The 24772-nt window shown below is 45.6% G+C and carries 21 protein-coding genes; 11 read left to right on the forward strand and 10 right to left on the reverse strand.

The window, feature by feature from the left end:
* The first annotated feature begins 61 nt into the window (after positions 1-61).
* Positions 62-1009 carry an AEC family transporter gene (locus ACESMK_RS04550; protein WP_372995712.1) on the forward strand — a complete coding sequence of 316 codons (948 nt, stop codon included), beginning with the start codon at positions 62-64 and terminating at the stop codon, positions 1007-1009.
* On the opposite strand, the gene ACESMK_RS04555 is transcribed toward ACESMK_RS04550, so the two are convergent.
* The gene (locus tag ACESMK_RS04555; RefSeq protein WP_372995714.1) at positions 1006-1779 is read right to left on the reverse strand and encodes a fructosamine kinase family protein; all 774 of its coding nucleotides are present in this window, start codon (positions 1777-1779) and stop codon (positions 1006-1008) included. The two genes, ACESMK_RS04550 and ACESMK_RS04555, sit on opposite strands and share 4 nt — an antisense overlap.
* An 85-nt stretch (positions 1780-1864) precedes the next feature.
* On the opposite strand from ACESMK_RS04555, the gene ACESMK_RS04560 reads away from it, so the two are divergent.
* The 4 genes from ACESMK_RS04560 (at position 1865) to ACESMK_RS04575 (ending at position 4968) form a co-directional block, all read left to right on the forward strand.
* Positions 1865-2140, forward strand: coding sequence for an acylphosphatase (locus tag ACESMK_RS04560; protein WP_372995716.1), 276 nt, complete (start codon positions 1865-1867; stop codon positions 2138-2140).
* Complete coding sequence (locus tag ACESMK_RS04565) at positions 2140-2760, forward strand: DUF938 domain-containing protein (RefSeq protein ID WP_372995718.1); 621 nt, start codon at positions 2140-2142, stop codon at positions 2758-2760. The genes ACESMK_RS04560 and ACESMK_RS04565 overlap by 1 nt, the downstream gene beginning before the upstream one ends.
* A 497-nt stretch (positions 2761-3257) precedes the next feature.
* The gene (locus ACESMK_RS04570; RefSeq protein WP_372995720.1) at positions 3258-3938 is read left to right on the forward strand and encodes a DNA-binding protein; all 681 of its coding nucleotides are present in this window, start codon (positions 3258-3260) and stop codon (positions 3936-3938) included.
* A 325-nt stretch (positions 3939-4263) separates the two neighbouring features.
* Positions 4264-4968 carry a hypothetical protein gene (locus ACESMK_RS04575; RefSeq protein ID WP_372995722.1) on the forward strand — a complete coding sequence of 235 codons (705 nt, stop codon included), beginning with the start codon at positions 4264-4266 and terminating at the stop codon, positions 4966-4968.
* Between the two features lie 816 nt (positions 4969-5784).
* Here the strand turns inward: ACESMK_RS04575 and ACESMK_RS04580 are convergent.
* The 3 genes from ACESMK_RS04580 to ACESMK_RS04590 form a co-directional block, all read right to left on the reverse strand.
* Positions 5785-6078, reverse strand: a complete 294-nt coding sequence (locus ACESMK_RS04580; RefSeq protein ID WP_372995724.1) for a hypothetical protein — start codon at positions 6076-6078, stop codon at positions 5785-5787.
* A gap of 744 nt (positions 6079-6822) precedes the next feature.
* Positions 6823-10689 (reverse strand): DUF4365 domain-containing protein, encoded by a 3867-nt coding sequence (locus ACESMK_RS04585; RefSeq protein ID WP_372995726.1) that lies wholly within the window; start codon positions 10687-10689, stop codon positions 6823-6825.
* Positions 10690-11049: 360 nt separating this feature from the next.
* A complete protein-coding gene (locus ACESMK_RS04590) occupies positions 11050-12288 on the reverse strand; it encodes a DNA cytosine methyltransferase (protein ID WP_372995728.1) in 1239 nt (412 codons plus the stop codon).
* 127 nt (positions 12289-12415) lie between these two features.
* Between ACESMK_RS04590 and ACESMK_RS04595 the strand changes: the two genes are divergently transcribed.
* From ACESMK_RS04595 to ACESMK_RS04615, 5 genes are all read left to right on the forward strand, one after another.
* Positions 12416-12643: a helix-turn-helix domain-containing protein gene (locus tag ACESMK_RS04595; RefSeq protein WP_372995730.1), complete on the forward strand. Its 228-nt coding sequence runs from the start codon at positions 12416-12418 to the stop codon at positions 12641-12643.
* Entirely contained in the window at positions 12591-13721 is a 1131-nt protein-coding gene (locus ACESMK_RS04600) for a restriction endonuclease, SacI family (protein ID WP_372995732.1), read from the forward strand. The genes ACESMK_RS04595 and ACESMK_RS04600 overlap by 53 nt, the downstream gene beginning before the upstream one ends.
* A gap of 19 nt (positions 13722-13740) precedes the next feature.
* Positions 13741-14520 (forward strand): hypothetical protein, encoded by a 780-nt coding sequence (locus tag ACESMK_RS04605; protein WP_372995734.1) that lies wholly within the window; start codon positions 13741-13743, stop codon positions 14518-14520.
* Between the two features lie 97 nt (positions 14521-14617).
* Positions 14618-16894 carry an AAA family ATPase gene (locus tag ACESMK_RS04610; RefSeq protein WP_372995736.1) on the forward strand — a complete coding sequence of 759 codons (2277 nt, stop codon included), beginning with the start codon at positions 14618-14620 and terminating at the stop codon, positions 16892-16894.
* 307 nt (positions 16895-17201) lie between these two features.
* Entirely contained in the window at positions 17202-17507 is a 306-nt protein-coding gene (locus ACESMK_RS04615) for a hypothetical protein (RefSeq protein WP_372995738.1), read from the forward strand.
* Positions 17508-17761: 254 nt separating this feature from the next.
* Here ACESMK_RS04615 and ACESMK_RS04620 read toward each other — a convergent pair whose 3' ends face one another.
* The 5 genes from ACESMK_RS04620 to mobQ form a co-directional block, all read right to left on the reverse strand.
* Complete coding sequence (locus ACESMK_RS04620) at positions 17762-18358, reverse strand: hypothetical protein (RefSeq protein WP_372995740.1); 597 nt, start codon at positions 18356-18358, stop codon at positions 17762-17764.
* A gap of 78 nt (positions 18359-18436) precedes the next feature.
* Complete coding sequence (locus tag ACESMK_RS04625; protein WP_372995742.1) at positions 18437-18997, reverse strand: hypothetical protein; 561 nt, start codon at positions 18995-18997, stop codon at positions 18437-18439.
* 89 nt (positions 18998-19086) lie between these two features.
* Positions 19087-19716, reverse strand: coding sequence for a hypothetical protein (locus tag ACESMK_RS04630; protein ID WP_372995744.1), 630 nt, complete (start codon positions 19714-19716; stop codon positions 19087-19089).
* An 87-nt stretch (positions 19717-19803) separates the two neighbouring features.
* Positions 19804-20700: a hypothetical protein gene (locus ACESMK_RS04635; protein WP_372995746.1), complete on the reverse strand. Its 897-nt coding sequence runs from the start codon at positions 20698-20700 to the stop codon at positions 19804-19806.
* A gap of 509 nt (positions 20701-21209) precedes the next feature.
* On the reverse strand, positions 21210-22895 hold the full coding sequence (gene mobQ / locus ACESMK_RS04640) for a MobQ family relaxase (RefSeq protein WP_372995748.1): 1686 nt from the start codon (positions 22893-22895) through the stop codon (positions 21210-21212).
* A 202-nt stretch (positions 22896-23097) separates the two neighbouring features.
* On the opposite strand from mobQ, the gene ACESMK_RS04645 reads away from it, so the two are divergent.
* Positions 23098-23397: a mobilization protein gene (locus ACESMK_RS04645; RefSeq protein ID WP_372995750.1), complete on the forward strand. Its 300-nt coding sequence runs from the start codon at positions 23098-23100 to the stop codon at positions 23395-23397.
* 103 nt (positions 23398-23500) lie between these two features.
* Here the strand turns inward: ACESMK_RS04645 and ACESMK_RS04650 are convergent, their stop codons facing one another.
* Entirely contained in the window at positions 23501-24574 is a 1074-nt protein-coding gene (locus tag ACESMK_RS04650; protein WP_372995752.1) for a tyrosine-type recombinase/integrase, read from the reverse strand.
* Positions 24575-24772: the final 198 nt, after the last annotated feature.

The following is a 24772-nucleotide window of genomic DNA, read 5'->3' on the forward strand; positions in this document are numbered from 1 at the left end:
TCTACCCGCTTATAATTCCTCCGGAAGCGTTTCACACTCCTCTATCCGATGGCCGGCCGTGATGACTCTGATTGATCTGTTCCTGCAAACAATGGAGACAACGCTGCCGGTATTTGCCATGGTCTTTATCGGCCTGGGGCTCCGTCGGATTGGCTGGATTGACAATGCCTTTGTGAACACCGCTTCGGCCCTGGTGTTTAAAGCCACCCTGCCGACCCTCGTGTTTCTCAGTATCATCCGGGCCGACCTCGACACCGCCTTCAATCCCCGGCTTCTGGGGTTTTACCTGGGCGCGACCCTGGCGAGTTTTGGCATCGCCTGGTTCTGGGCCCGTTGGCGAGTGGCCCGGGAAGACCGGGGCGTCTATGTCCAGGGCGCATTCCGGGGCAACTGCGGCATTGTTGGCCTCGCCCTTGCGGCAAACCTGTACGGGGACTTCGGCCTGTCCGCCGGGGGGATTCTGCTTGGGCTTGTGATCATCTCCTACAACATCCTGTCGGTCATTGTGCTGGTGGCCTATCAGCCAGGCCAGACCACGGACTGGCGTAAGATTTTTCACGATATTGTGCGCAACCCGCTTATCCTGGCGGTGTTCGTGGCGATCCCCTTTGCCGCACTGGATATCACATTGCCAGGCTGGGTGATGACCAGCGGCGACTATTTTGCCTCCCTCACCCTGCCCCTGGCCTTGCTGTGCATCGGTGCGACTGTTTCCCTGAGTGCTATCCGGAACGACAGTAAAACGGCGTTCAGCTCCAGCCTGATGAAAATGGTCACACTGCCCACCCTATGCACCGCAGCAGCCTGGCTAGTGGGCTTCCGCGGCCCGGAGCTTGGCCTGATGTTCCTGTTTTTCGCCAGCCCCACGGCTGCGGCAAGTTTTGTGATGGTAAAGGCTCTCGGTGGCAATGATCGGCTGGCCGCCAACATCATCGCCCTGACGACCCTTCTGGCGAGCGTGACCGTGACTCTGGGTGTTTTCGTTCTGCGCAGTGCCGGGTTGATCTAGAATTCGCCGCGCCCGACAGTCTCGATTGCGGCAAAACCGCACTGGCATCCATCCAGGTAGCCACCGCCGAACAGGTTGTAGTGGTTCAGGTAGTGATAGAGGTTATAGATGTCCCGCTTGACGCCATACACCGCTGAACGCGGATAGTGCTGGTCGTAGGCCCGGTAGAACGCCTCGCCGAAGCCGCCAAACATTTCCGTCATGGCGATATCCGCTTCGCGATCACCGCAGTAGACCGCCGGGTCGATCAGCCAGGGCTTGTTCGAATCGAACAGGACATTGCCATTCCAGAGGTCGCCATGAAGCAGGCTTGGGTGGTCACAGTGGACGTTCAGCCATTCAATGAGCACCTGGCTGTGTTGATCCAGGATCTCCTGGAAACGGGCCCGTTGGCCGGCATCACGCACTCGGGAAACCTGGTAGCCGAGGCGATCACAAACAAAGAACTCACCCCAACGGTCACACCAGCGATTGGGTTGCGGTGACAGGCCAATATAGTTGTCCCGGCCCCAGCCATAGGCGGCCTGCGACAACCGGTGCAGTCGGGCCAGCCCCTCACCGAGCGCTTCCCTGGCCCGATCGGACCCACCGGAAGCCTGAATCGCGGTCAATTCCAGTTCGTTTTCATCCACCCGGAAGACGTCCGGGACACCAATACCGGTAACGCCCGCCTCCTTCAGTGCAGCGGCAAGGTGCTCCAGCCCCTCCGCCTCGCAAAGGAGCCCATCGGCATAGCCAGTGGCGTTGTGTTTCAGGTAAGTATCGGCCATCGGTTCCCGCGCTCCTTGAAGTTATACTGCCCGAACCGGTAGATTGAAGCAAAGCCTGACACGACAGAACTCCCGGGGGCAAACCATGCAGACCAAACGCTGGCAACTTCTCATATCCGGTCGGGTACAGGGGGTTTACTATCGCGCCTCTACTGAGAAGAAAGCATCCTCCCTGGGGCTGACCGGTTACGCCCGCAACCTGCCTGACGGCCGGGTTGAAGTGGTGGCCGAAGGTCCTGAAGACCGATTGGACGAGCTGAAAACCTGGTGCGCAGACGGGCCACCCGATGCCAGGGTGGACTCCATTGACCTGACTCCGGAAATCCCGACCGGTGAATTCAGCGATTTCAGAGTGCGCTAATGGATTCGGGCCAGAACATGCAGAAAAACAAGCCGTTTTCGCAAGCCTGCGAAAACAATAAAGCGCCGATTCTGGAAAGACTCACCGAGCTTTTCATCGAACCGGGCACGATTCTGGAAATTGGCTCCGGCACTGGTCAGCACGCAGTGCACTTCGCGAGTCATTTGCCTCATCTGGTTTGGCAGCCCACGGATCACCCTCAGAATGCCCAGCTCTGTCGAGCGTGGATCGACGACTCAGACCTTGGCAATATCAACTCGCCGATTGCGTTGAACGTACTGGACGGAAACTGGTCCGGTCTGCCGGCCATCGACGGCGCGTTTTCCGCCAACACCGCTCATATCATGGCCTGGGAAGAGGTCCAGGCGATGTTTCGTGGGTTGGCTGAAGTCTTGCCCAAAGGCGCAATTTTCTGTCTGTATGGGCCTTTCAGCTACGGTGGCCGGCACACCAGTGAGAGCAATGTGCGGTTTGACCTGTCACTGAGAACTCAGGCAGCACATATGGGGATTCGGGATATTGAGGATCTCGAGGCACTCGGTTCAGAAACCGGGCTGGCCCTTGAAGAGGATTTCGGGATGCCGGCTAATAATCGGTTGTTGGTTTGGCGGAAATCCTAGGTCGAACCCGCGAGGGTTCTTTCTACCCTGCCAATCAGCCAATAAAAAACCCCAGCATTTCTGCTGGGGTTTTATATTGGCGGAGAGGGAGGGATTCGAACCCTCGATACGGCGACAGCCGCAAACCTCAACGAACCGCATACCTACGGGCTTTATTCACGTTTTACAAAGTGAATGCAAATAACGAATAAAATAGCATTGACACACTCAATATTTATAGTTGAATAAACAAGATCTGTCAACACAACCCTGCTTGGTTACAGAGCTTTTAATTTTAGTAATTGATTAATACCAGCAAGAATTTTGATGCACGCCCTTATATCCCACCATATCTTCTATGAACTGTATTACACGGTACGTAAAGCGTATTTCACACTACACAAACTGTACTAAAAAATAAGAATTTTAAATCTACTTTTGACTTGCATACAGATTTTTGAGTTCCTATTGTAATAAGAGAGGCAGTTAATATTAAACAAACTCAAAAAGGTAAAATAATGTTTATAACTGAACAAGAAGTACATGTCGCATGTTTTGAAATACTAAAAGAAGGTCGATTCCCCACCCATTCGAGTATCAGAAAAACTCTTGGAGATAGAGGTTCTAATAGTACGATATCAAAGTACCTCACATCCTGGCGAGAAAGACTTGATGGAAATTATGACAATCCTGCTTTTTCTGATGTTCCAAAATCGCTTAAAAATCCAATCGATAATTTTTGGCAGAGCGCGATAAATGTTGCTCGAGAGCGACTGGAAAACGACTTGGGTCAGCTGTCAGCCGAGAACTCTACAATTAAGGCTGAACTTAGAGTAAAGGCGCAAAAAAATGAGGAACTCGAAAAGAGTATTTCGGAATTAAAAGAAAACAATCAACGGCTGACTGATAATAATAGCCATCTTGTAAATACCACAAATAAACTTCAAGAGGAAATAGATAATCTTACCAATGAAAACCGTGAACTAATAGCGATACACAACCAACTACAAGATCGGAATATATCACTCAACGAACAAATTGAGTCACTAGAGTTGAGAGTTAATACAAGCGAAGACGAAATAAGAAACCAGAACCACCATGCTCAGGAAGTTCTTCAGCAGACGGCTTGCCTCTTGAGAAGACTGAGTGATCAGAAGATCGATATTTCAGAGATCAGCTATGTTGAATCGTCTGAATAGCGGCTGTTAATAATCACTTAGTATCAAACTACGAAATTTACCCACTTCACCGAAAGAAAGCCAGATGCTTGCCACTGGCTTTTTGCATTACAAAATTTTAATATTATAAATATACAATTAAAACCCTTTCTTATTAATGTGCAATTTACCCAAAATCTCCGAAACATCAGAACTTTAATTTTGACGTTTATAATTTTTTGACATTTTATCCAAATAAAACCTCTTATTGTAAATTTCATGTACACCTGAAACATATTGAAAGTAGTCGATCTTGAGTACTAGGATCATATCTGACGCTCAATTCAACATCCTGTAAGGGGATAAAATGATCATAAGTGTACTCAGAAGCACTGGGGGTTGCGGTGAAACCACCCTTCAAGCAGCCGTAATAAGCTGCCTCGATAGATTCGAGAAAAAGTGGATCGACTTCATTGCCTACGACAAAGAACTCAAAAAAATAGATCTAAGAGGCCTGGCTCCCCACGAGATAAATGCGATGCTTGATGATTTCGAGCGCGAGCCGAATCGCATCGGTACTGATTTTGAGGAACTTGCAGAAACACGAATTGGAAGACAGCCGGATAGATTTAGAAACGCCCCATGGTATGCTGGCAATCGTACTATCTGCCTTGAGCTATGCTCAAATCCCAACCATAACTATCTCCTAGGCATCGGACTAAGACGGTTTGCAGAATCTGAAAATATTGTCCTTGCATCAAATTTTTGCGACTTCACACTAATTCCTATTCGTTTCTTTGACGGGCGGCTTGACTCAAAAGCAAGAAGATTTCTCGGCGAAATCAACGAAGCCAAGAAATCCCAAACGATTAATTCGAAATCGGTTTTTATCGCAGCCTACGAACCAAATAATGGGCGGAACATTTCCCGCTCGATGCCATACCACGGATACTATTTCATTAATATTAATGACTTCGATGAACACCAAAGAATCGCACAAATGAAGAAAACAGACATAGAATTATTGCGCTCCATTAACTGTTCGAGTCTCCAAGTTCCCCCCGGACACTGACACCTTTTCAGTATGGTTGAATGTTAAGGGGTGCAGTCGAAGGCTGCACCCACATAGCTACAGTGCGTAAAGAATTCGGCACAAAATCATGGTCTTTGTTTCAAATATGCGCAATGTTCAAAAAAATTATGCATAGCCCCACCGCGGGGCGCTCTAAGAAACCCTTCCTCCCTACTCCTGTAACCATGAAAGCATCCTTGTCTTAAGCCTCTCGCTATTGATGTCGCTCTCGTTGATCCATAGTCGCACCAAACTAAAATCAACCTCATGATCGATATCTTTCGCTTGGATGTTCGGCACCGGTTCACACTCAACCGCGTAGTGATATAGTAAATCGAATACCGCACGTTCATACGACGCCGCGAGAATGACAGTTGACAAGTCACTTACGTGACGTCGTAACTCTTCTGTCGCATTGTAGATCCCTCGGTAACCAAGAATAGGTGTCGTATCATGGATCAAGTCCCCTGACCATTCCTAACTTGCCCGGTTGCTGAGGTAGGTGCTGTGCCAGCCAGGTGCATTACGACCTTCCATCGTAAGATTGAGGGCTGTGAGTCCTGTCAAATATCGTATGGAGGGCAGTTTACGGTTTTTAGGTAAAAATCGTCCTTCGGACCATAACTGCCACCAGACCTGAGACTCGTCCTCATACCTAATCCCGCGTTTGATGCGATCGTTTACGCTCTCAGCTTCAATCTTTTTGAGTTCACGGATCTCATCAAGCGTCAGTTTTTCACCAGGAAGCTTCCGCTTCAGTCGCCTCTTAATCATATTCCGACCTTGATCACTATCCACTTAATCGACACCTCATACTCATGCGTTAAAGACGTGATAACGCAAATAGCTCCGGACCCGCTCACAATCACCACCTAACATAACTTCAACAGCGGTCGCTCCAGAAAACTGTTTATTTTTTTTTGTCGGCCACTGGCAGGCTCGCTCCTCGTCGAAGTCGAAGATTCTGACAAGAGAATCATGAATTGAGAGCACTGCTAAGACATTGTCGTAATCACTCAACAATTGGTCCTTTTGATGTGAATCGAGCCCCCATAATGAAAGTATGTGGAGCGCAGCATCACGGTTAGATTGCTGAGTCGAAGCATTCATGGCCTTTCCCCTGTGGTTCGTTATTCCTGAGTATAACCAATGGCTTTGTTGAGCGCCTACGATGATCAACTTGAAGAAAGCCTTACCTGACGCAGAGGGACTTCCACGACTGTCTTGTTTAAAGTGAGTTTGGTTAGTCGGCAGAGGGAGGATCCACGAATTCAGCGTAGCTTTGGAGGAAATAGCGTCTGAACATCGAACTCTGATTATTTAAATGATCGAGAAGGACCAATTTATTTACCTAAAATTGATTTTCATTGAAGCCTATGGCGAGGGTATGGTTAATCCTATAAACCTATTATAGCTGTTCTGAAATGGGTTAGACTGCATTAAAACTACTTCTTGATTTAGAATATTTTAAACTTCTTTCCTAACTATCAATTTATTTATAGACAACTTAAAAAGGAAATTAATTTACCACCTATATCTTTTATTATTTAATTATTAAAGTTATTTAATCACCATTTATTTATTTAAAAAAATATGGCAAAATAAAATTATTGAAAGCAAAAAGAGAAAGGACATAAAGACAAGGACGTCACCAACCTGAATTCCTCCCCACCCTGGTAATCTTAGACCAATTCAAGTCCATCATTTGAAACCAAAAGATTATTGAAAACAAAAGCAAATAGCTATATTATATTTTTACAGTCTATGTAGATCAATGTACAGCTTACATAATATGTACCTCACTTGATGTAAAATCTTAAGACTAAAAGAATTCACCTCAAGCTCTTAGCCAAGCTAGTCTTTTTCGGCTCTTGCCATCTCCATTCGCGTAAACATTTCGGAAAATTTTTGCTGTTCATCAGCACCTTCGACAAAGCAATGCTTTATCCTTTCGAACAAAGTGCGCCTTTGCTCATCATCTAAAGTAAATGCAACCTCTAGCACATAAGAAAAAAGCAACTTAATAGACAAATCTTTTTGCGCATTCTCCTTTACGCAATATTCGAATATATCCCAATACCTTTTGTGCGCACCACTCACACCAAGGAGTTCAAAATCGACAACCGGCTCAGTATGAAGGCACAAATACACGAACAAATTTGCCCTCAAAATAACGGGGCGCATTCTAGGGTGGGATATCTCATATATTCTAATCAACTGGTTAATTGACGAAGCGTTGTCGGGTTCGTTGCGGAGCCTGAAATACTGAAAGAAAAATCGGACGAAAACATCTTCAGAATCTTCATGAGAGCGAAAAGACGGAAAGACTGACCTGAACAGAACCCTGAATTCCTTGAAAATTTCCTTTTCATACCTCACCGCACTATAGATTCTCGCCAATAACTCTACGCTCATAGACGGAAGCTCTATACCACTAGATCCTATTTTGCAAACATAAAGGCAAAACTCTTCATCCGAAATTCTTTTCAAACTATCCATACATTCCAGTAGCGATATAGAGTTGTATGCTTCAAAATCAGTCGATATAGAACTTAAAATATGACACAAAGCCTGGTCATCAGTAATAAAAACTGGATTGAACTGCCTAACTATATTTTTATAGTCATGCATTGAATTCTCAGCCGGACCTCCAACAAGCGTTATTTTTCCCATTTGCGATTGGAGAATCTTCAAGATTTCCCGAGGAATGCGAGAAACTACGCTTCCCATGGATGGATGCGCGGCTTCTGACAGCTTTGAGTAAAAGGTTTTCCGAACGAGAACGCTATCGAAAAAATCGAGCACAACCGACAATGCCCCGATATCGTGAAGGAGAAGGATTGCAGTCTCATCAACAAAGAGCTTTTTTGACTTCAACGAGTCGATGTTCATTTTGAATGAGGTGGACGCACTATGGGCAACTTTGTACTCACGCTGAGTTTCATCTGTGTTCTTTGCATAAACCCATGAAGCGAAGATGTCTGGCAGATTTTCTAGTGCGTTATGCAGTTCACAGAATGGTATTGGAAGCGCCCTGCGACGAATGAGGTTTCTGTTTCTTTGGAGGCGAACCCGATTTTCTTCCGAAAAACCAAGCATCTGCCTAATTTGAGCGATTTGCTTCTCTGGAGACGCATCCTCATCAAACTGAGTACTTTTTAAAAGACGAGATTGGGGAAATTTCTCCGTGTAGTCTTTAAGGCGTCGTTGGACTTCTGCACGCTTTTCCTCATAACGTGCTAGAAAGATTGGGGATAACGTTAAGCAAAAGACTAAGTATTGCCCCTCTTCTTCTTCACTCTCCCGATCGACTAAATTGCCGAATTTCTCCACAAAGTCAGAAAGAGTTTCCTGAGAGTCAGGATCAGCGGAGTATATATAGATAAGGGCCTGAAATACCGACAGTTTATTCTGCCTTTTCAGATTCATGCCAAGGAGCTTGCGTAGGTTTTGCTCAGCCTTATCTAAAAAACCTAATCGTAAAGAGAGGCCGACGAAGTGTTCAAGATATCCATCTGAATACTGTCTATGCGCGACGTATTCCTCAAGAACATCCAAGGCGTCGGCCACTCTCCCAGATTGCTCCAATGCCATAGACTTCACTATCGTCCATTCTACCGATTCAAAATTTCGGCCTTGAATTCGGTCTGCAATTTCGATTACGTTTTGCCACTGACGGTTTGTGATGTAGGCTTGACAGAGGTGTAGATACTCACCCGGACTCAAGTCAGAGGACTCAAGTATCTTCTCAGCCAGCTCGATTACTTTTCGTGAACCATCTTGAGTTTTACCATCAAAGAACCGAAATAGCTGGGTCGCAATGACTACGGGCCTATCCAACCTCACATATTCGTCGTACAGTTGGTTTGCCAAACGTTCACGATCTTCGGGCTTATTCTGACCATCTAACATAAACTGAATTAAGGCCAGTAAGGCAGGACCGTTTGGAAGCTTTTCAAGCGAATCTCGGAATAATCGGTAACTTCTATTATCAACTGTTTCGGAAGCGGCTTGTATAGCCACACACAAAGCTACATCCCCTTGGTAGAGACCCTCAATGCTAAGTAAATCGATATTCTCCCTTGCTAGCTTAACTACTTCTTCGTAGTCAGGGAGGTGATAATAAGCCAATATTTCTAAGGGCAAATCTTCATCATTCTTTTGATCCGAAAATGATCTTACCAAAGAAATGCAATCTTCAAATCTCTCTTCATTGAAATAAAGCTTTGCCAAAGTGCGCGACAACTCACGATTTTGAGGTCTTTCATCATGTATATTTTCCAGCCTCAAAATTAAATCTTCTGTTGCGTTAAAAAGCGTGTAAAGTGAGGCTGAAATGTCTAATAGCAAAATTAGGCTATTCGGATACCCGAGTCGCTCGCATAGAATCCAGGCATTCTCTGCCGCGCTATAGCTAGCCTTTAGCAGTTCAGTATCGAACCCCTCCCGGCCCCAAAGAGGAATAATCGAATCTGAGTGTTTGCCCTCTTCTCTTCCTATTGCTTTAAAGTAGTAAGCTCTTGATGCTAAGACGAGCCATAACAGCTGATCTCTTTCATTATCTAGCTCATCTATTTCGTGATTATTCAGAATTTCTTCGATCTCTTGCTGGTCCCCCGCCGCTGCGGCAATCAAAAACCGGCCGAGGATTTTTTCGGGGTGCTTTTCTCTGATGAGGGCTAACGCGTCTTCAGGCTTTTTTCTTAAAACCAAAATTTTCGACTTTGTCACGCACTCGAAGTAGTCTTCTTCGTCTAAGCCGTCAAAAAAAGCTGCATCGATTTCAGACAGATTGTCACTTAAGCATGATATCTTAAGTTGATAGAGGTGCTTCTTGTAACGATCCTTTTTAGAAAGTTCAAACGCTTCCTCGGCGCTGTTCATAGCTTCAAGAAACAAACTCCGAAGCTCAAGTATTTTCGACTTTTGAAAAGCCAACTCTGCTTTCTCATGATCATTTTCGATAGTATCAACAGATATGCAGTTTAACTTTTCTTGGGCAAACTTAAGCCTATTGACTTCTATTAATGCCCATGACTCCTGAAGCTTGCCGGCGGGTATCGATGCGCTATTGGTTATCCAGGGAACGTCTTGTTCATCATGGATAGCATCATAAAAGGCTGGTTGAGAGGTAAGTCTATCTGTGATAACCGAGAGGTCTTTATGAGGAGAGCTAGACCTTCTTTTAAGCGCACGACTTAGTAGTGAAAATTGGGTTTTCTTTTCAACTTTACCCTCATAATAACCAACAAGATCAAGGCCTTTATTAAGCTGAGACGCGCAGTCAATATTAATCGTTTTTGTCTTTTGGCCATCCGGCAGATCCCCAAGCTCATCAAAAAATTCTTCGTCTAAGATCCTGTAATAAATGGGGCACTTCCATGGCTCAGGCTCATGCTGAGAGAGGTCAACAACTGCAACTACGATGAAACCCAGTAAGTTTTCATAGAGATTCAAGGTGCTGATATTGAATGAGAATGAAATTTGAGTGCGGTCGATTGAATACTTCGGATCGGTTGTGCCCTTTAGCTGCAAAGGAAAATTGCCGATAATTTCATCATTGTCATTCTTGAGATTTACCGAGTAGTCGATTCCGTAATCTAAGTCACCATCAGTTTCGTCTGGAATCCAATTACTTGGCTTTTGAACTGACAAGGCCGTTGCTGCGTTTCTTCCAATCTCTTGAGAACGAGAGTCTCGCGGCATTGGTTTCGGGGACATCCTTATTCCTTCTTCAAGATAGCTCGCTTTATGGGGCCAGCGCCTATGCTCCCATTGAGAGCGCCTCCTCTACTACGATCAAACGCGCTCAGCCTTTGATCTCGCCCGCCCATGTCACAGTACCTTAGGTTTCACGTCTGACCCAAGCAACGCAATGTCGTACTGACCTGCTCCCCTCTAGCTTAACCGTTTTCAGCTTAATAATGTTCAACGGCCAGCTAGGCCTGTGAGTCGTCGGTAGCCCTCTTGCCGGCAATAGTTCGTCGAAAGCAGTTCACTACAGTGCTCGGTAACGTTATAAATCCTTAGGGAAGAAGCTATTATTGAGCCCATACCCTCACGGCTTACGGGCATCGGCTTTTAAACATCCGACATAGCCTTACGTTTCAACGCTACCGGCCCCTTCCCCGTTCCCGGATGAGCTGCGTGCTCACCCGCCAAGCTTAAATACTGATTAGCAACAGGAGACAAGGGCTCTTGAGGCGGAACATCCGAGCGCTTGCTAGGCATCAACTTGTGAGTGTAAAGATCAACTCGATCGTTAAAGAATTGATCTCTGATGTTTTTGCCGAGAATCTCCCCCATCAAGCTGGCGACCGCATTTCCTAGCTGACGCTGCATCTCAGATCGGCCGCCTTCTATCACATAGTCGTCTGGAAAAGTTTGTAATCGACAAAGTTCACGCATAGACAATTTTCGGCTCTTCCAATGAAACGGTCCAATCGAAGACCCTGGTTGAGCCTGTATCGTCCAAGAGGGATGATTCTTTGCGAGTTTTAATAAAAAGCCCCAATAACGGGTTCTCCATCCAAAAAGCGGCAGGCCATCTCCTCGATCGGTGTGATGAAGGTAATTTTTACCCTCCGGGATCGAAGGCAGTAATTCGCCCCATTTCCCTCCAACTGCCAATCTAGGGTCCTTCGACTCCTCAGAGTTTTCTAAATCACCTATTGCGTCCCATGCCGTATTCCACGGCGTGTCGATAAACAGATCATCTTGAGATGATGCAGGCGATGTATGTGTCGCGGAAGGGAAAACGAACTCTTGTCCAGAGCGGGCACCAATCAAATAAACTCGCTCCCTCATTTGCGGAACACCGTAGTCTGCGGCATTTAGAACTCGCCAAGTAAAGGAATAATTGGAACCAGTCTCCTGGTTAATCTTGTTGATTATATTTTTCAAAAGCTGGAGGCCTTCATCTTTCCCCTTGAAAGTCATGCCCTGGACGTTTTCTAAAAGAAAAGCCTTCGGACGAAGATCTCTTAAAACTCTAAGGTAGGCAGAAAGAGTGTCAGCCCTCGGATCGTCCAGCCTTTTCGTATCACCTTGGGACCAATACGCAGATTTTGAAAAAGGTTGGCACGGTGGCCCACCAATCAACAGGTCGGGGGTATCGTTTTCAAACCCGCCAGCAGCAATCAGCTCCTCGGAACTAACGTTGTGAATATCATCCTCGAATAGCGGCCAATCCCGGTTGGCGCGAATAGTCCTACATGCCCACTTGTCCATTTCAACGGCGACTGCTGTTTGGAAACCTGCAGCTTCGAGACCCAGATCTAGCCCTCCAGCACCTGTATACAGACTCACAACCTTGCGCATTTAAGACCTAACCTGTAATTTTCAAGAGTTTGCATGGGCATCGACCAAGCTCGAAAAAATCCCCAGTGCACACCTTACACATATTGTATTGAGAGTACAAGTGATAAAAATCCGACTTCGACATGCAATGGCTCTTTACACAAAGAGAACCGGAAAAACAATAACCTATGCGCAGCTTGCTACGGACGCTGGAGTGTCTCGAGCGACAATCGAGGCTCTCGGATCAAGGCACGACTACAACACTACGCTTTCTACTATTGATTCCTTATGCAATGTACTCAAGTGCGAACTAGGTGAACTTCTTGAGTATTACAACGACGATACCACTGAGACCCCAAATGGCGATAAAGATTGATCACAGTAGGGCTAAAGAAGCCCTTTATGATGAACACAAAAACGCAAAAGAGTACGCCAACAATCCTACTTCTCGGAAATGGAAAGAAATTACTGACCAATTAAGTGCTCTTTGCCCCAGGGGTAAAAGCTCCACCTTTATTGCTGCCCTTGGCACAGCGATCCTCGCAAAATGTGTTAATACTCAGGTCGATACTTTTTCCTTGCTGGACAGAGAGGGTAGCGAGAATGCCTATTCTGCAAGGTCACTAGCCGATGGCGTATGGGCAAAAGAAAGGGCGTATCTAGGAATAGATATAGGTGCCAATGGCGCTAACCCGCTCAACAACACTCCTTTCGTTGGGCGCTCGAGAATCGATGCTATCGAGAATGTGCGAAACAAGAAAGGTAAGGAATACCTCTTCTCGTCGCTACATCAACTCGCTGAAATAAACACAATTGAAGAAGCCAAGCTAGCGCTGCGAGGGTTCATCGCATCCCGGGCAAAAAACTTTAACTCCAGCTTCAAAGTTGGAGAAAATGCCGGTGACCACCTCGTAACCAAGTCTCTTGCAAAGGCCATCGACGACTTTGTTAAAAGTAAAAGTGAGGATGGGAGACGTGCACAAGCAGCCGCCGCAGGGCTTCTGTCGGCAATCTTTGGACCATCTCAAATTGAGGCCGGCCATATCAACGATCCCGACAGGCGCTTTCCACTGGACATAACAGTGTTTAAAGATGCGGATAGATCCCAAGTGCACACCTCGATTGAAGTTAAAGACAAGCCTGTAAGCGGTCCAGAGCTTCTTTCCAGTACGGAGAAAGTTCTTGAAAGAGGACTTACCAACGTTTTATTCCTCGCTGTCAGCAAAAATCAGAAACAGTTTGATTTTGAGCGAGAAGTTAACACGGCAAGAGACCTGGGATGCAGGATGACTGTGTTTTTATCTTGGCTAGAGTTTTCCAACATGTGTATTGGATTAGCTTCAGAGGATGGCCCAGCCGTCGTTGGTCAAGCATACAGGGAGATTGGTGCTAGGCTTGAGCAAATTGGCGTCAGCCAGGAAGGGATGGACCTTTGGCAGTCTTACTCTAGCTAAAGATGAGGGAGTAATTTCTTTGCCTAAACCTAATTCTACGAGACTGTTTCTAAAGCTTGATACATGGTTAGCTGCCGCGGTACTCGGAGCATTACGTGTTGCTGTCAACGATCCATTCCGAGCAAACGACCGAGACAGCAAGGAAGCAGGTAACGTACAGAACGACCTCCAAGGTGCTTTAGGGGAATTGGTATGCCTCCAGTACCTGGAATCAAAGAATGTAACCAACATACGCCACAACGCTCTCGACCTAAACAGGCCGGTAAATGAGGCAGATTTTGTTGGCGAGGTGAATGGCAAGGTCAAATCATTTGAAGCAAAATGTGAGCTTGCAGAGCAGCGTAAATCGTATTTCTTGATCAACGATCGGGCACATAGGAGATCACAAGAGCGAGGAGCTGATTGCTATATACCCATTTTCACAAGCCTTGGTGCAGATCAGTGTTTAATTGGATCGAGCATAAAAATAGACGACGTTTCGAAATGGCCGGTTGGCTACTTTGGCAAGCGTCGTGATCCGGCTAGATATATTGGACTAGCGGAGGCCGCTCAAAGCTATTTCGGCGTTAGCGCAGGTTCGTTGAAAGCTCCGATGTTGAAATCCGCATATAGCTCTGCCAAGCAACAGGATATCGCGCCATTCGCTATCAAAAGGAATGAAATGTTAGCGGCGGTAAGAGCGAACAATATTAATCTGAGCAATTTACCCTATATTGAACTTGTTAGGACTCTTCTAGAGATTGCTGAGCAAGCACAAATAATTGACCTACCTCTCCTAACCGATGAGTTGGTCAACTAGGGTTCGGTCTTATCGTAAACCACGACCACATTTAGAATCACTGAGGAGCGTCCTTCAGTAAGCGCAGATTTGAAATCAGCAAACAAAAAGGACTGAAATGATAACCGGAATATCAAAAATCAAAGGCTTAGGTGTATACGACAACTACACAAAGCCCGCGGGAATGCAGCCATTTGGTGTTAAAAACCTAATTTATGGCTGGAATTACTCAGGGAAAACCACCCTCTCCCGCCTGTTTTCCCAGCTAGAAAAAAGAGTTCAGAATCCGGATCTATCAGATTGTTCTTTTACTATCGAAACCGATGATGGTGTAATCACCGAGAAAAATTTCACCGAGTCCGACCAAATAGTTCGGGTTTTCAACTCTGACTTCATACGGGACAACCTTAACTTCGCAGGCCAAAAATTCAATCCCATCCTCCTTTTGGGTAAAGAATCCGAAGAGGCACAAACAAGGCTTGATAAATGCCTGGATATGCTCGGCCGAGCGAAGAAGAAAATCGGAGAGTATGAAAGAGAGAAGAGCGACCTCAAAAGTAGCTTCGCTGCTGCCAAAACAACTACCGCAGCACATATTAAAAGGACTGTAGGGCTCGTGCAGGCTTACACTGCCGCACATCTCGGAACTGATATGGGCACAGTTTCTAGCCTTGAAACATCACAGCTATTAACTGACGAAGCCCTTCAAGACAATCTAAAACTCGCGCTCACGCCCGAGAGCGAGCGACCAAGTACTGTCGAAAATCTGACGCTCTCGCCGTCAATTGAGGGGCTGCATAAAGAGGCTATATCTCTCCTTTTAGCCAAGCCAAACCTTACCAGTACCATTGAACACCTCGAAGAGAACCCACTGATAGAAAAATGGGTCGAAACTGGCCTCTCTTTGCATGAGGAAAAGGATAAATGCGAGTTCTGTGGCAACGACTTGGATCAAGAAAGGTTAGATAAGCTACGTGCGCACTTCTCTAAGGACCTCGCCGATCACAAACGCAAAGTTGAAAACCTATACTTTCGCGTGAAAGGAGCAAAATTAGACGACCGCCTACCGACAGAAACAGAGTTTAACCCTCAGTTCAGGGAAAAGTTTCGCAAGGCCGCCTCTACAATGCTCGCTGAAATTGGCAAGTTTAATCAAGTTGTAGATACTTTAGCCGAGGAGATACAGAAGAAGATTGATGCTCCATTCCGATCCCAGGAAGCCTCTCCTCTGCCAAATAATCTTATTGAGGCCATTGACGACGCAAAAAGCTCTGTCAACGAATTGATTGACGACAATAATAAGCTGGCTGAAAATTTCTCTGAGGCCAAAGCGCGCGCAATCAAAAAAGTTAAATTTCACTATGTGCAAGAGTTTCTCGACGAACAGCAGGACTCCTCGAACGAAGTAAAATACGAGCGCCTGAGAAACAAAAGGGACCGGATTAAACGACTCGAGGAAGCTCTAAACAATGAAGCAAAGGAGCTTCAAGCTATCATAAGCTTGGCACAGCTTGGACGCGAAAAAATCAACAAGAAGCTGTCTTCGATGCTCGGATCCGAAGCTGTTCAAATTACAGTAGTTTCTGATGGTTCTGAGGAAAGATTTCAACTGGTCCGAAACAACGGGGCGGTCGCCAGAAACTTAAGCGACGGGGAGAGAACTGCGATTGCTTTCTGCTACTTCCTGACAAAACTCCGAGAGCTGACGCCAGCGCAATTCGAAAAGACCGTCGTGTATATCGACGATCCGATCTCAAGCTTAGACGCAAATCATGTTTTCCAAGTTACCGCTGCAATACGTGAGTTTTTTTTCCATCAAGTACCGGTAAACGGAAACCGACAGTGGACCACTAAATGCAAACAAATCTTTATTTCCACTCATAATTTTGAGTTTTTTCACTTACTACGAGAAATACCCCCAGCAAAACAAAACCACGCTCCCCTCTTCCTCATCAAACGTATCGGAAGTCAAAGCTCTTCCCTAGATAACATGCCACTCTCACTTTCGAGATACGCCTCTGAGTACCACTTTCTTTTTGAGATCATCTACCGCTTTTTTAGCACTCCGGACAAGCTCGACTACGAAATGTTATTGCTACTTCCAAACGCTGTCCGCCGTTTTGTAGAGCTTTACACATATTCCCGTATGCCAGGTGATATCAGCAGCACAGTTGACCAGAGAGCGACTGAGCTATTTGGCAGTGAAAAAGCTAAGCGAATTCTGAAAGTTTTCCATTATTTTAGTCATGCGAACACCATCGAGCGCTTAGCCGGGAATAACGAGCTTATTTTCGACGTTGAACATGCGATTAAGGATCTACTTTCGGCTATTGAGAGCAATGACCGCCCTCACTGGCAGGCGCTAATGAAGTCAATTAATGATGATGGACAATAGGTTCTCGCTTGAAGTTTTTATAGATGTAGTTGCGACATTTACCAATGTAAAACATCGAACCATATGCATCGCTTCACCGTTCGGCTTAGACAACGCTCAGCAAGTCAGAACTATTTACAAGCGGAATCCGCCGATGGAGCAATCTGGTAACCGTCCGGTGCTCTTCAATTTATTAGCTTCCTCAATAAGAGCTTTCGGGATCTAACGGAACATCCCAACCACTCAGGGCGATCTGAGTTTGTAGCGCTCTTTCAGGATGACAAGTAGACTGGCTCCGGCAGATTCACTGTTTTGGAAGGGCTTTGTTATGGGTGACCAACACTGGCTTACGTATCTCGTTAGCGGGGTCATTGTCTACTTTGTGCTGAGAGATAACTTGAAGCTCAGCTATCAGAAACGCGGCGCAAAAGGCCCTATCATTTGCGTAGTATTGATCATTATTGGTTTTCTCAGCGCTGCAAAATCATTTCATTGGGGCCCCATCATGATATTACCCGTCGTGGTGATCATCAGCAGTGTTTGGTGGCTTCCTGGTGTTTTGGACAAGCTCTTTCCCAATGACCTAACTAAGGAGCAGAAACTAAGGGCAGAAAATCCCGACTGGGATAGGTGAATACTTCTCGGCATCATTCAAGTCTCCTGACATACTGACCTGTAATCATTCCTATTTCAGGTGCATCGCTCATTTGAGCTTTCCGCCCGTTGGTGTTTCGCCAGATTTTCTGCGGCAATCAAGTCATCCAGTTAACTTCGGGCGCGAGCGTCTGCTTTTGTGTAGCTCGGATGAGACGTTTAACGCCCGCAACATGCGGGGCTTTGAAATGGAGGGTAAGCCGCAATGCAAAATGCGTCGCGTGTCTGGCCGTGTTAGGCAATATATCCTGAGATCCCGCCATGAACTAAGAGAAGCACGCCAAAAATTTGTATCTTTATACTGCCGATTGAAATTTCCTCAACAATTGATTCAACGTTGTTTATAGATTTAGAAAGTGAGCCAATCTTTTGCTCTACCTCCGTCTTTCTTTGATCAAATTCACCACGGATTCTAGAAATTTCGTCTCTAAAACTGTGTCGAATCTCATCAATCTGCTCCTGAAGGTAATCTAGCTTCTCTTCCATAGTCGTAGGGTTACGAGTTGTTCGGAGTTTGGCTTCACCGCTCGATAATGTGCAAGAAGCACCTTTCGCTTCAATTACATGCGTCTTTCTCAATAGTGGGAACTGCGCCAAATATTGACGGAATTCTAAGCCTAGCGATCTCCCACGAATAACCCCAATATTTGAATCGATAGAGTAGAGAACGAGAAAGCCACCTATAATCTGTAGCGCGAACGCAATCGTTTTGTTTACTATCTCCCAATCAAATGGCAAGAAAATCAGTACCAACCAATGAGCCATAATCATAGCTGTGACCGCTAGAACAGGCCAGGCCCGCCAAATCCATTTTAGTAATCGAAGGACCATGCTTATCCTTTTTACCTAACGCTGTGACAATGGACGTCAACGTAGCAACACGCAGTTGGCATCCCGTTGGCCACCTTGTTAACTTTTGAACCCGTACTGACTGTACTGGTAAGCCAAGTCCGAGTAATTTCCGCTAAACCACTTCACATCTGAGTCCCAGTGCGAGACGGCAACCTCATAGCCTTTTCGTGTGCGCCTCTGGTTCGCAAGCATAGACAAGTGGCTACGAATCTTGGAAAACCTTTTACTGGTACCGGGCTCTCCCCACTCTCGAGCATATTGGCTAGGTACTACTGAGGGAATTTCCGCGTACCAAGTAAAATAGATGATCTCACGCCGCTGTTGATCGGGCAGTCCATTCGTTTTTCCAACCTTGTATCCAAAACATGCAAGTGGTGAAAACTCATGCAATGATTTGAACGCCCCAGGATTTTGCTGGTATTCAGTTTCAAACTGAGACAATGCACGTTGCATGTGTTTCGGAAGCGACTTCTGCATCTCCCGATAACGCCTTGCCTGCAATTCCGCGTGCTTTTCTACGTATTCTCGCGCCCTTTTCTTCTTCTCAATTTGGGCAACAATGTAGACATAGGCAGCAATAGTCAGGACGACTAAAAGGAGTAGGTCTTCAAACTCCATAACTTAGAGTCTCTTTGGAGCTAGCTGGGGAAAGTAACGCCTTGAGTAAGCCGCCGTTTGCAGCGTCAGCGCAAAATGGTCGGTTTGATTCACTGGTTAGCCCCTGTTGCTATCGTAGCGTTAACATTGGCGATTAACTCATCAGCAATGCTTTTTACCTCAGGAAGAACCTCTCGGCTACCATCGAGGATTTCTTGAGTCGGTTTCTTTGTTTTTTTACCTAGGAATTGTGAGACAGCTTCAATTGATTCCTCTAAAGCAGGAAGCATGGCTTTCTCAATGATTTCTAAGTTTTTCAGGGCTAAGGAGTGGGTGATTTTATTGGTACCAAAAGTGACCGGAGTTCCGTTCAACACAAGGCCGACGATGTCCTTTGATCTTAAAACATAGGCAGACAGTGGAGCGTAAGCTGAAAGAGTATTGATGGCATCAGCGTATCGAGCAGAGACGCTTGGGTCCCAGAGCAAACCGTCTGGCAGACCCTGGACGATATCGTCAAGATATTCGGGTGGGACATTTATATCAGTTCCTAGCCGTCGGAGAAGATACACGGCTCCTTTAAATCGATGCCGAATTTCTAACAATTCGGCCAGTGCGCGACTGAATGCCTTTCTTTTTTCGTTCCGCCTGTCAAAAAAACCATTCGCTTGCCCTACCAAAAAACCTGCAATCGCGCTTATAAGCAGTAGGAGAGCTTTTCCGACTTCGATCAAATCCAAATGTTTTCCTCCTTGGCTAACGCCCGCATTTGCGGCTGGTTTGGAGCGCAGTGGAAAACCAGTCCGACAACATGCGATTGTTATATCTCAACTTTCGCAAAAACCCACCGGTTCCAAACTGCGTTGAACAAGCTCCTTGTTCAGAAGCTCGACAGCCTCTTCTCGTAAGGAGTTCAACTGTTGAGCAACTTCATGCGACCTAATTTCAATGACTGTCTCATGCTCAACGATTTCGCCGTCGCGCAAAGCTTGAGTAGCGATTTCCCTGGCATTCTGGAGGAGCCTCGCAGCCTTCTTTAGTCCCACAATTTGCGGTTTTGGAATTCTACATTCATCGATAATTCTAGATTCTCGATCTACCAAGCGTCCGGTAGCAATTGCATTTTGGGTATCACCGATTGCTTTGATGAAATCAGTAGCTCGATTCTCCAAGTGAAACGGGGTTCTTATGGCAGGGCGGTCAAACGCAGAACCCAGCAGAAGTAAGTAATGCTCTAGCTCATCGTAACTATCTCGGTACTCCAGAACCTCTTTATAGTATCGGTACATAAGATCGGTGTGGTCGTTGAAAAAGTCTTGGTAATCCTCCCAGAACATCAACGACACCTTGAATGGTTGCCCGGCAATATTCAACGCACGAACATGCGCCTGCAAATTTGCATCTCTTGGACCAGTGGTGGCAATGACAAAGCGACACAGCTTTGGCTTAAACCCCTTAGCAGCGGATACTTCAGCATCGATTTCAGCGGTTGTTAGTTGTTTTGAAGGAGAAGCAGAATTTTGCTTTTTCTTACACTGAATTCCGGTTTCTTCTCTCGACGAACGATTGTAGCCAAAGACGTCAACGCCTGCTTGGGCTTGGCCTTGACGGCCGTTGCGTTCTGCATAATCGTCTTTCCATGCCCTACGTGCATAATCGAGCGTAAGTCGCTCAAAGTCCTGCCAATTGGCTGGAGGCGCAATTTCGACTTCAATTCCTGGCACGAGTTCTCCTTGAGACCTAACAGCTTATTAGTTTGAATTCGCACCACACCCAGTCGGCTCTTTCAATCTAGACCTGAGTCACAGTCCGAATTTTCAATCCATTTCAAACGGATACTAGCTGCCTTTCCACTATTCTGCGAGTACGGGCTCTGTCAAAAGTTTGCAAGCGGCTTATCCGTGCACATTTCTGCAAGTTAAATCCAGGGGCGGAAAAAGTTCAGCCTAAAACGATGATCTACAAAGGTGCCTTGTTAAAAGTGCACGGCACCGTGCAAATCACACCGCAAGCATTTTGCGGAATTCAGGTATTTTTTACTATATGCACATATATTCTACCGACATCGTTGCCGACCAAAAGCGCCCACAGAAACTCAGGTTTGGACCAATTCCTTAGAGCCAGAAAGGATGAATTTCTTAGGTTTTAGCCAGGAAAACGGGCTTGAATAGAGCTGAATTCTTCTGGCAATGAGCGGTACTAAAACGCAGTCAGGGCTAATTAACCGGCATGACTAGGTAATGAGTGGTTCAGTAATTTGGGACAGGTCACTCGAACTGGATTTTGCCTTTGCGTTTGGAGCAGTAGACCGCTGAGCTGGTGAGCCTGCTAATAGAGCGGTCAGGGTATCATCAATACCTACATCTTGGACTGAACGGACTGAGTATCCCGCCAGATAGGCTTGTTCTTCGGCAACAGCGCGGAAAGCTTCAGCAAGTAGGTCGGGACTCCCACTCCACTCCAATTCCTTCCATCGGGCACGTGCCCATCGCCTGAGAAACTCGGGGTTGTCCTGCAAGACGGTAATCGAAGGGAGCGGATTTCGCTCGATAGCCTCTCTCACATATTTCTTTAATCTTGCTATTTGACTCTTACATTGAGACTGGCGCTCTGATGATGCTCTAGTTTCAGGATTCGATACTTCTCCCCTAGTAACAACAAAACTCTGGAAATCATTGACAGAGACTGCCTCACTCCGCTTGAGGAAGCTTTTTTCAGCCGAAGCGCTACTGAAAACTGGTAGGATGCCCTCCTCCTTCAGAGCCAATGCTGCTCTTAGCTGAAAGTCATCCGATCCATTCAGCGTCACTCTTTGCCATCCTTTCGCCTTGATCACCTCGATGCCAGCTGAGATACCATCATCTGTGCCTCGACTTAAATTGACCTTGTTACCTTCGTCCACAATCTGCTCACCAGAATTAAGTGTTAGAGAGCGCCCGTGTCTATCTACCCATTTCAGCTGTTTAAGAAGACGCGGGTGCGCTTCCACATTCCAGGTTTTCTGGAACAGGCGAGCTTTGTAATGCTCGGCAATAGAAGAGGCAACGCCGATTTCGAACTTCGAGGCTTCTTCTGCTGAGTGAACTGATATGACTGGATTTTCGGGCGCGATACTAAGCGTTCCGGAAGTCTGTTGTGAGTAGGATGATTCTTTCCGAATAACCTCTATTTCAAGAAAGACTTCCCGCCATCTCGTCTCAAGTTCCGCCACCTCTCTCTCTTGGGCGGCATTGACCACCTCTATATGGCGGTTGATATCGCCGATTCTCGTTGCGATACCCTGGCGTTCCATAGCTGCGACGGCTGGGCCCATGTGTATCTTTGGGATCTTATCCAGCCCTTGCTCCGCGTAACTTCGGTGGTCAATTCGGATATCTAAACAGGCATTTTCCAAATAACGATTCGCATAATTCGCCCATTGCTCTCTCCATGTAGCAATCAGACCCCGGTCGTTCCAAGCTCGATTTTTTTTGCCAAATCCGTTTTCATTGATCTCCCGCATACTCACCAGCAGGTGAGGATGCGGGTTTCCAGACGTAAGATTATGAAAGGCAATATCAACGATCATCCCACGATCAACAAACTGGTCATTTGCAAACTCCTTAACCAGGTTAATTCCTTCCTTGATAGATAGCTCAACCGGGATCGCTAACTCAATCTCTCGAGCAAGCTGAGCGTCTCCCCTGCGTTCTGCTTCCTCCACCTGATTCCATAGTTCTGACCTGTCATATACCCAATTAGGGGCAAAGTCAGGGGCCAAAATACAAGATTCAAAAACACCACGCTTCCGCGTGTAATCAAACACCTCACCGGTAGTTCGATCATAAATTTTATCCGCTGCACGATAAGCCGCAGCGGCGGTAGCGGATCTACCCTCACTCCTTTTAATTATCTGTGATGAAAATCGATAAATTGCCATAATCTACTTTTTAATATTTAAGTAACAATTTAATCTCCTATCAAAATCCACTTTGTCTCTGCATCGCAGATCGCACACATTCGAAGAATGTATAAGTGCGCCCTTGTCTTCGTTTCGTTCCGAAATTCAGAGGGTGTTTAGATTGAGATCAAACTCTCTGTGTTATTATTATAAAACAATAAACGAAATCTCGGAGTTAACAATGAATAGAAAAACGCCAGAACAAAAAATTGAAGAACTTGAAAATGAAAAAACAAAAATCGAAGAGGAGTTAAAAAGAAAAAAAAGTGCTATTGCAAAGGCAAAAAGAAGAGAGCTGGCTAAAATCAATGACCAGAAACGTAAAGATGATACAAGAAGGAAAATACTCGTCGGTTCGGCGGTCCTAAATAAGGTGAATAACGGAGATTGGTCAGAGGAAAAGTTGAAAATGCTAATGCACAATTTCTTGACTAGGGATACTGACCGAGAGCTTTTTAAGCTGAGTGCAGAGCGCAATTAATTTTTTGACTTATATGGTCCTGTGCTCACGCACAGAAGTGCCAATGGAAGATGGGATGCGAGGCGGTAATTGTTGTTGTTCTGACCGCCAGAATTGATCTGCTTCAGGCTGAATTCTTTCTCTCAATCGAGCAACCATTCTCAGCCGGCATCCCGAAAAACTTGTTCGTCCTCTTATCCGTGAATACACCGTCAAATTGCGTTTCTGCCTGATCGATGTATTGCGGTGCATCCTCATCAATCCATTTTCCGTAGTGCTTGTAGATCATCTGTGTTGATGTATGCCCCATGTCATTAGCAATTTTTTTAATCGGTATACCGGCGGTGAGCATTTGTGAGGCAAACGTATGCCGAGTATGCGATGGACCTCTGTAGTAAACGCCGGCTTTAGCCAGAGTCGGTTTGAAGAAGTATTTTCCGTAATGGCTCTCATTACATATAGGTCGCTTCGTTATTGTATTGATGAATACAAGACGTAATTTTTTATTTCTCGACTTATCCGATGAGTAAAACACTTTATACGTTCTTGGCTTCGCGTAACCAGTTACTTCATAAAGATCCTTAAGGGTCTCAAATGCATCATTGATAAGATTTACATGACGCCGACTCGCTTTCGTCTTGGTAATTTTGAGCTTACCCTCTACCTTTGCCCTGCTTACCCGTATTCTGCGTCGCGTGAAGTCCACATTCTCCCAATCGAGGGCAAGCAACTCACTAATCCTTAAACCTGTCATGCATCCTAATTTAAAAAGTGCAATTTCCGCTTGCATAGACTGGTCGCATGCTTTAATGATGCTAGCGATCTCCGACTTTGTAAAAGGTTCAGCCTCGTCATCATAAACTCTCAGATTTTCGATTTCGGCCATAGGATCAAAATCAATTAGTCTTTGTCGGCGCGCTCGCTTAAAAATGCCTCTAAGAACAATGAAGGTCTCATTTATGGTTTTATTTGAATATTCTCTTCCTTGGTACATCACATACTTGATGATTCGGTCATGATCTATATTTTTAATCTTAATTTTCTTGAAATATCGATCAATTATCCTCGCCTTTGAGACGTAATTATTCCTCGTTGAACTAGAGAGATTTCCACATTCATAGAAAAACCATTCCTCCAACAGCTTTCCGATTTCTGTGTTGTAGAAAACAGGGTTTTTGCGAGAATTAGTTTTTTTCATAACGACTCCTTTTAGTTAAGATGTTCGTTATGATATTTGGCAGTTTTTATTTTGTAAATGGCAATTTAAATAACAATTTCAGTTCTTTACTATTTAATTATTTACACCTTATTTAAATTTATTCGAAAATTCATTAACTTGCAAATTTATTAAAGTTCTGTAATTTTTTTCGACTGCGCCATTTTTAAATGTACATTC

The organism is Marinobacter sp., assembly GCF_041687235.1.
Taxonomy (GTDB): domain Bacteria; phylum Pseudomonadota; class Gammaproteobacteria; order Pseudomonadales; family Oleiphilaceae; genus Marinobacter.

What these genes read in the sequence shown, in the direction of transcription:
- ACESMK_RS04550 (WP_372995712.1), top strand. Translation starts at nt 62, where the DNA reads ATGACTCTGATTGATCTGTTCCTGCAAACAATGGAGACAACGCTGCCG.
- ACESMK_RS04555 (WP_372995714.1), bottom strand. Translation starts at nt 1,779, where the DNA reads ATGGCCGATACTTACCTGAAACACAACGCCACTGGCTATGCCGATGGG.
- ACESMK_RS04560 (WP_372995716.1), top strand. Translation starts at nt 1,865, where the DNA reads ATGCAGACCAAACGCTGGCAACTTCTCATATCCGGTCGGGTACAGGGG.
- ACESMK_RS04565 (WP_372995718.1), top strand. Translation starts at nt 2,140, where the DNA reads ATGGATTCGGGCCAGAACATGCAGAAAAACAAGCCGTTTTCGCAAGCC.
- ACESMK_RS04570 (WP_372995720.1), top strand. Translation starts at nt 3,258, where the DNA reads ATGTTTATAACTGAACAAGAAGTACATGTCGCATGTTTTGAAATACTA.
- ACESMK_RS04575 (WP_372995722.1), top strand. Translation starts at nt 4,264, where the DNA reads ATGATCATAAGTGTACTCAGAAGCACTGGGGGTTGCGGTGAAACCACC.
- ACESMK_RS04580 (WP_372995724.1), bottom strand. Translation starts at nt 6,078, where the DNA reads ATGAATGCTTCGACTCAGCAATCTAACCGTGATGCTGCGCTCCACATA.
- ACESMK_RS04585 (WP_372995726.1), bottom strand. Translation starts at nt 10,689, where the DNA reads ATGTCCCCGAAACCAATGCCGCGAGACTCTCGTTCTCAAGAGATTGGA.
- ACESMK_RS04590 (WP_372995728.1), bottom strand. Translation starts at nt 12,288, where the DNA reads ATGCGCAAGGTTGTGAGTCTGTATACAGGTGCTGGAGGGCTAGATCTG.
- ACESMK_RS04595 (WP_372995730.1), top strand. Translation starts at nt 12,416, where the DNA reads ATGGCTCTTTACACAAAGAGAACCGGAAAAACAATAACCTATGCGCAG.
- ACESMK_RS04610 (WP_372995736.1), top strand. Translation starts at nt 14,618, where the DNA reads ATGATAACCGGAATATCAAAAATCAAAGGCTTAGGTGTATACGACAAC.
- ACESMK_RS04615 (WP_372995738.1), top strand. Translation starts at nt 17,202, where the DNA reads ATGGGTGACCAACACTGGCTTACGTATCTCGTTAGCGGGGTCATTGTC.
- ACESMK_RS04620 (WP_372995740.1), bottom strand. Translation starts at nt 18,358, where the DNA reads ATGGTCCTTCGATTACTAAAATGGATTTGGCGGGCCTGGCCTGTTCTA.
- ACESMK_RS04625 (WP_372995742.1), bottom strand. Translation starts at nt 18,997, where the DNA reads ATGGAGTTTGAAGACCTACTCCTTTTAGTCGTCCTGACTATTGCTGCC.
- mobQ (WP_372995748.1), bottom strand. Translation starts at nt 22,895, where the DNA reads ATGGCAATTTATCGATTTTCATCACAGATAATTAAAAGGAGTGAGGGT.
- ACESMK_RS04645 (WP_372995750.1), top strand. Translation starts at nt 23,098, where the DNA reads ATGAATAGAAAAACGCCAGAACAAAAAATTGAAGAACTTGAAAATGAA.
- ACESMK_RS04650 (WP_372995752.1), bottom strand. Translation starts at nt 24,574, where the DNA reads ATGAAAAAAACTAATTCTCGCAAAAACCCTGTTTTCTACAACACAGAA.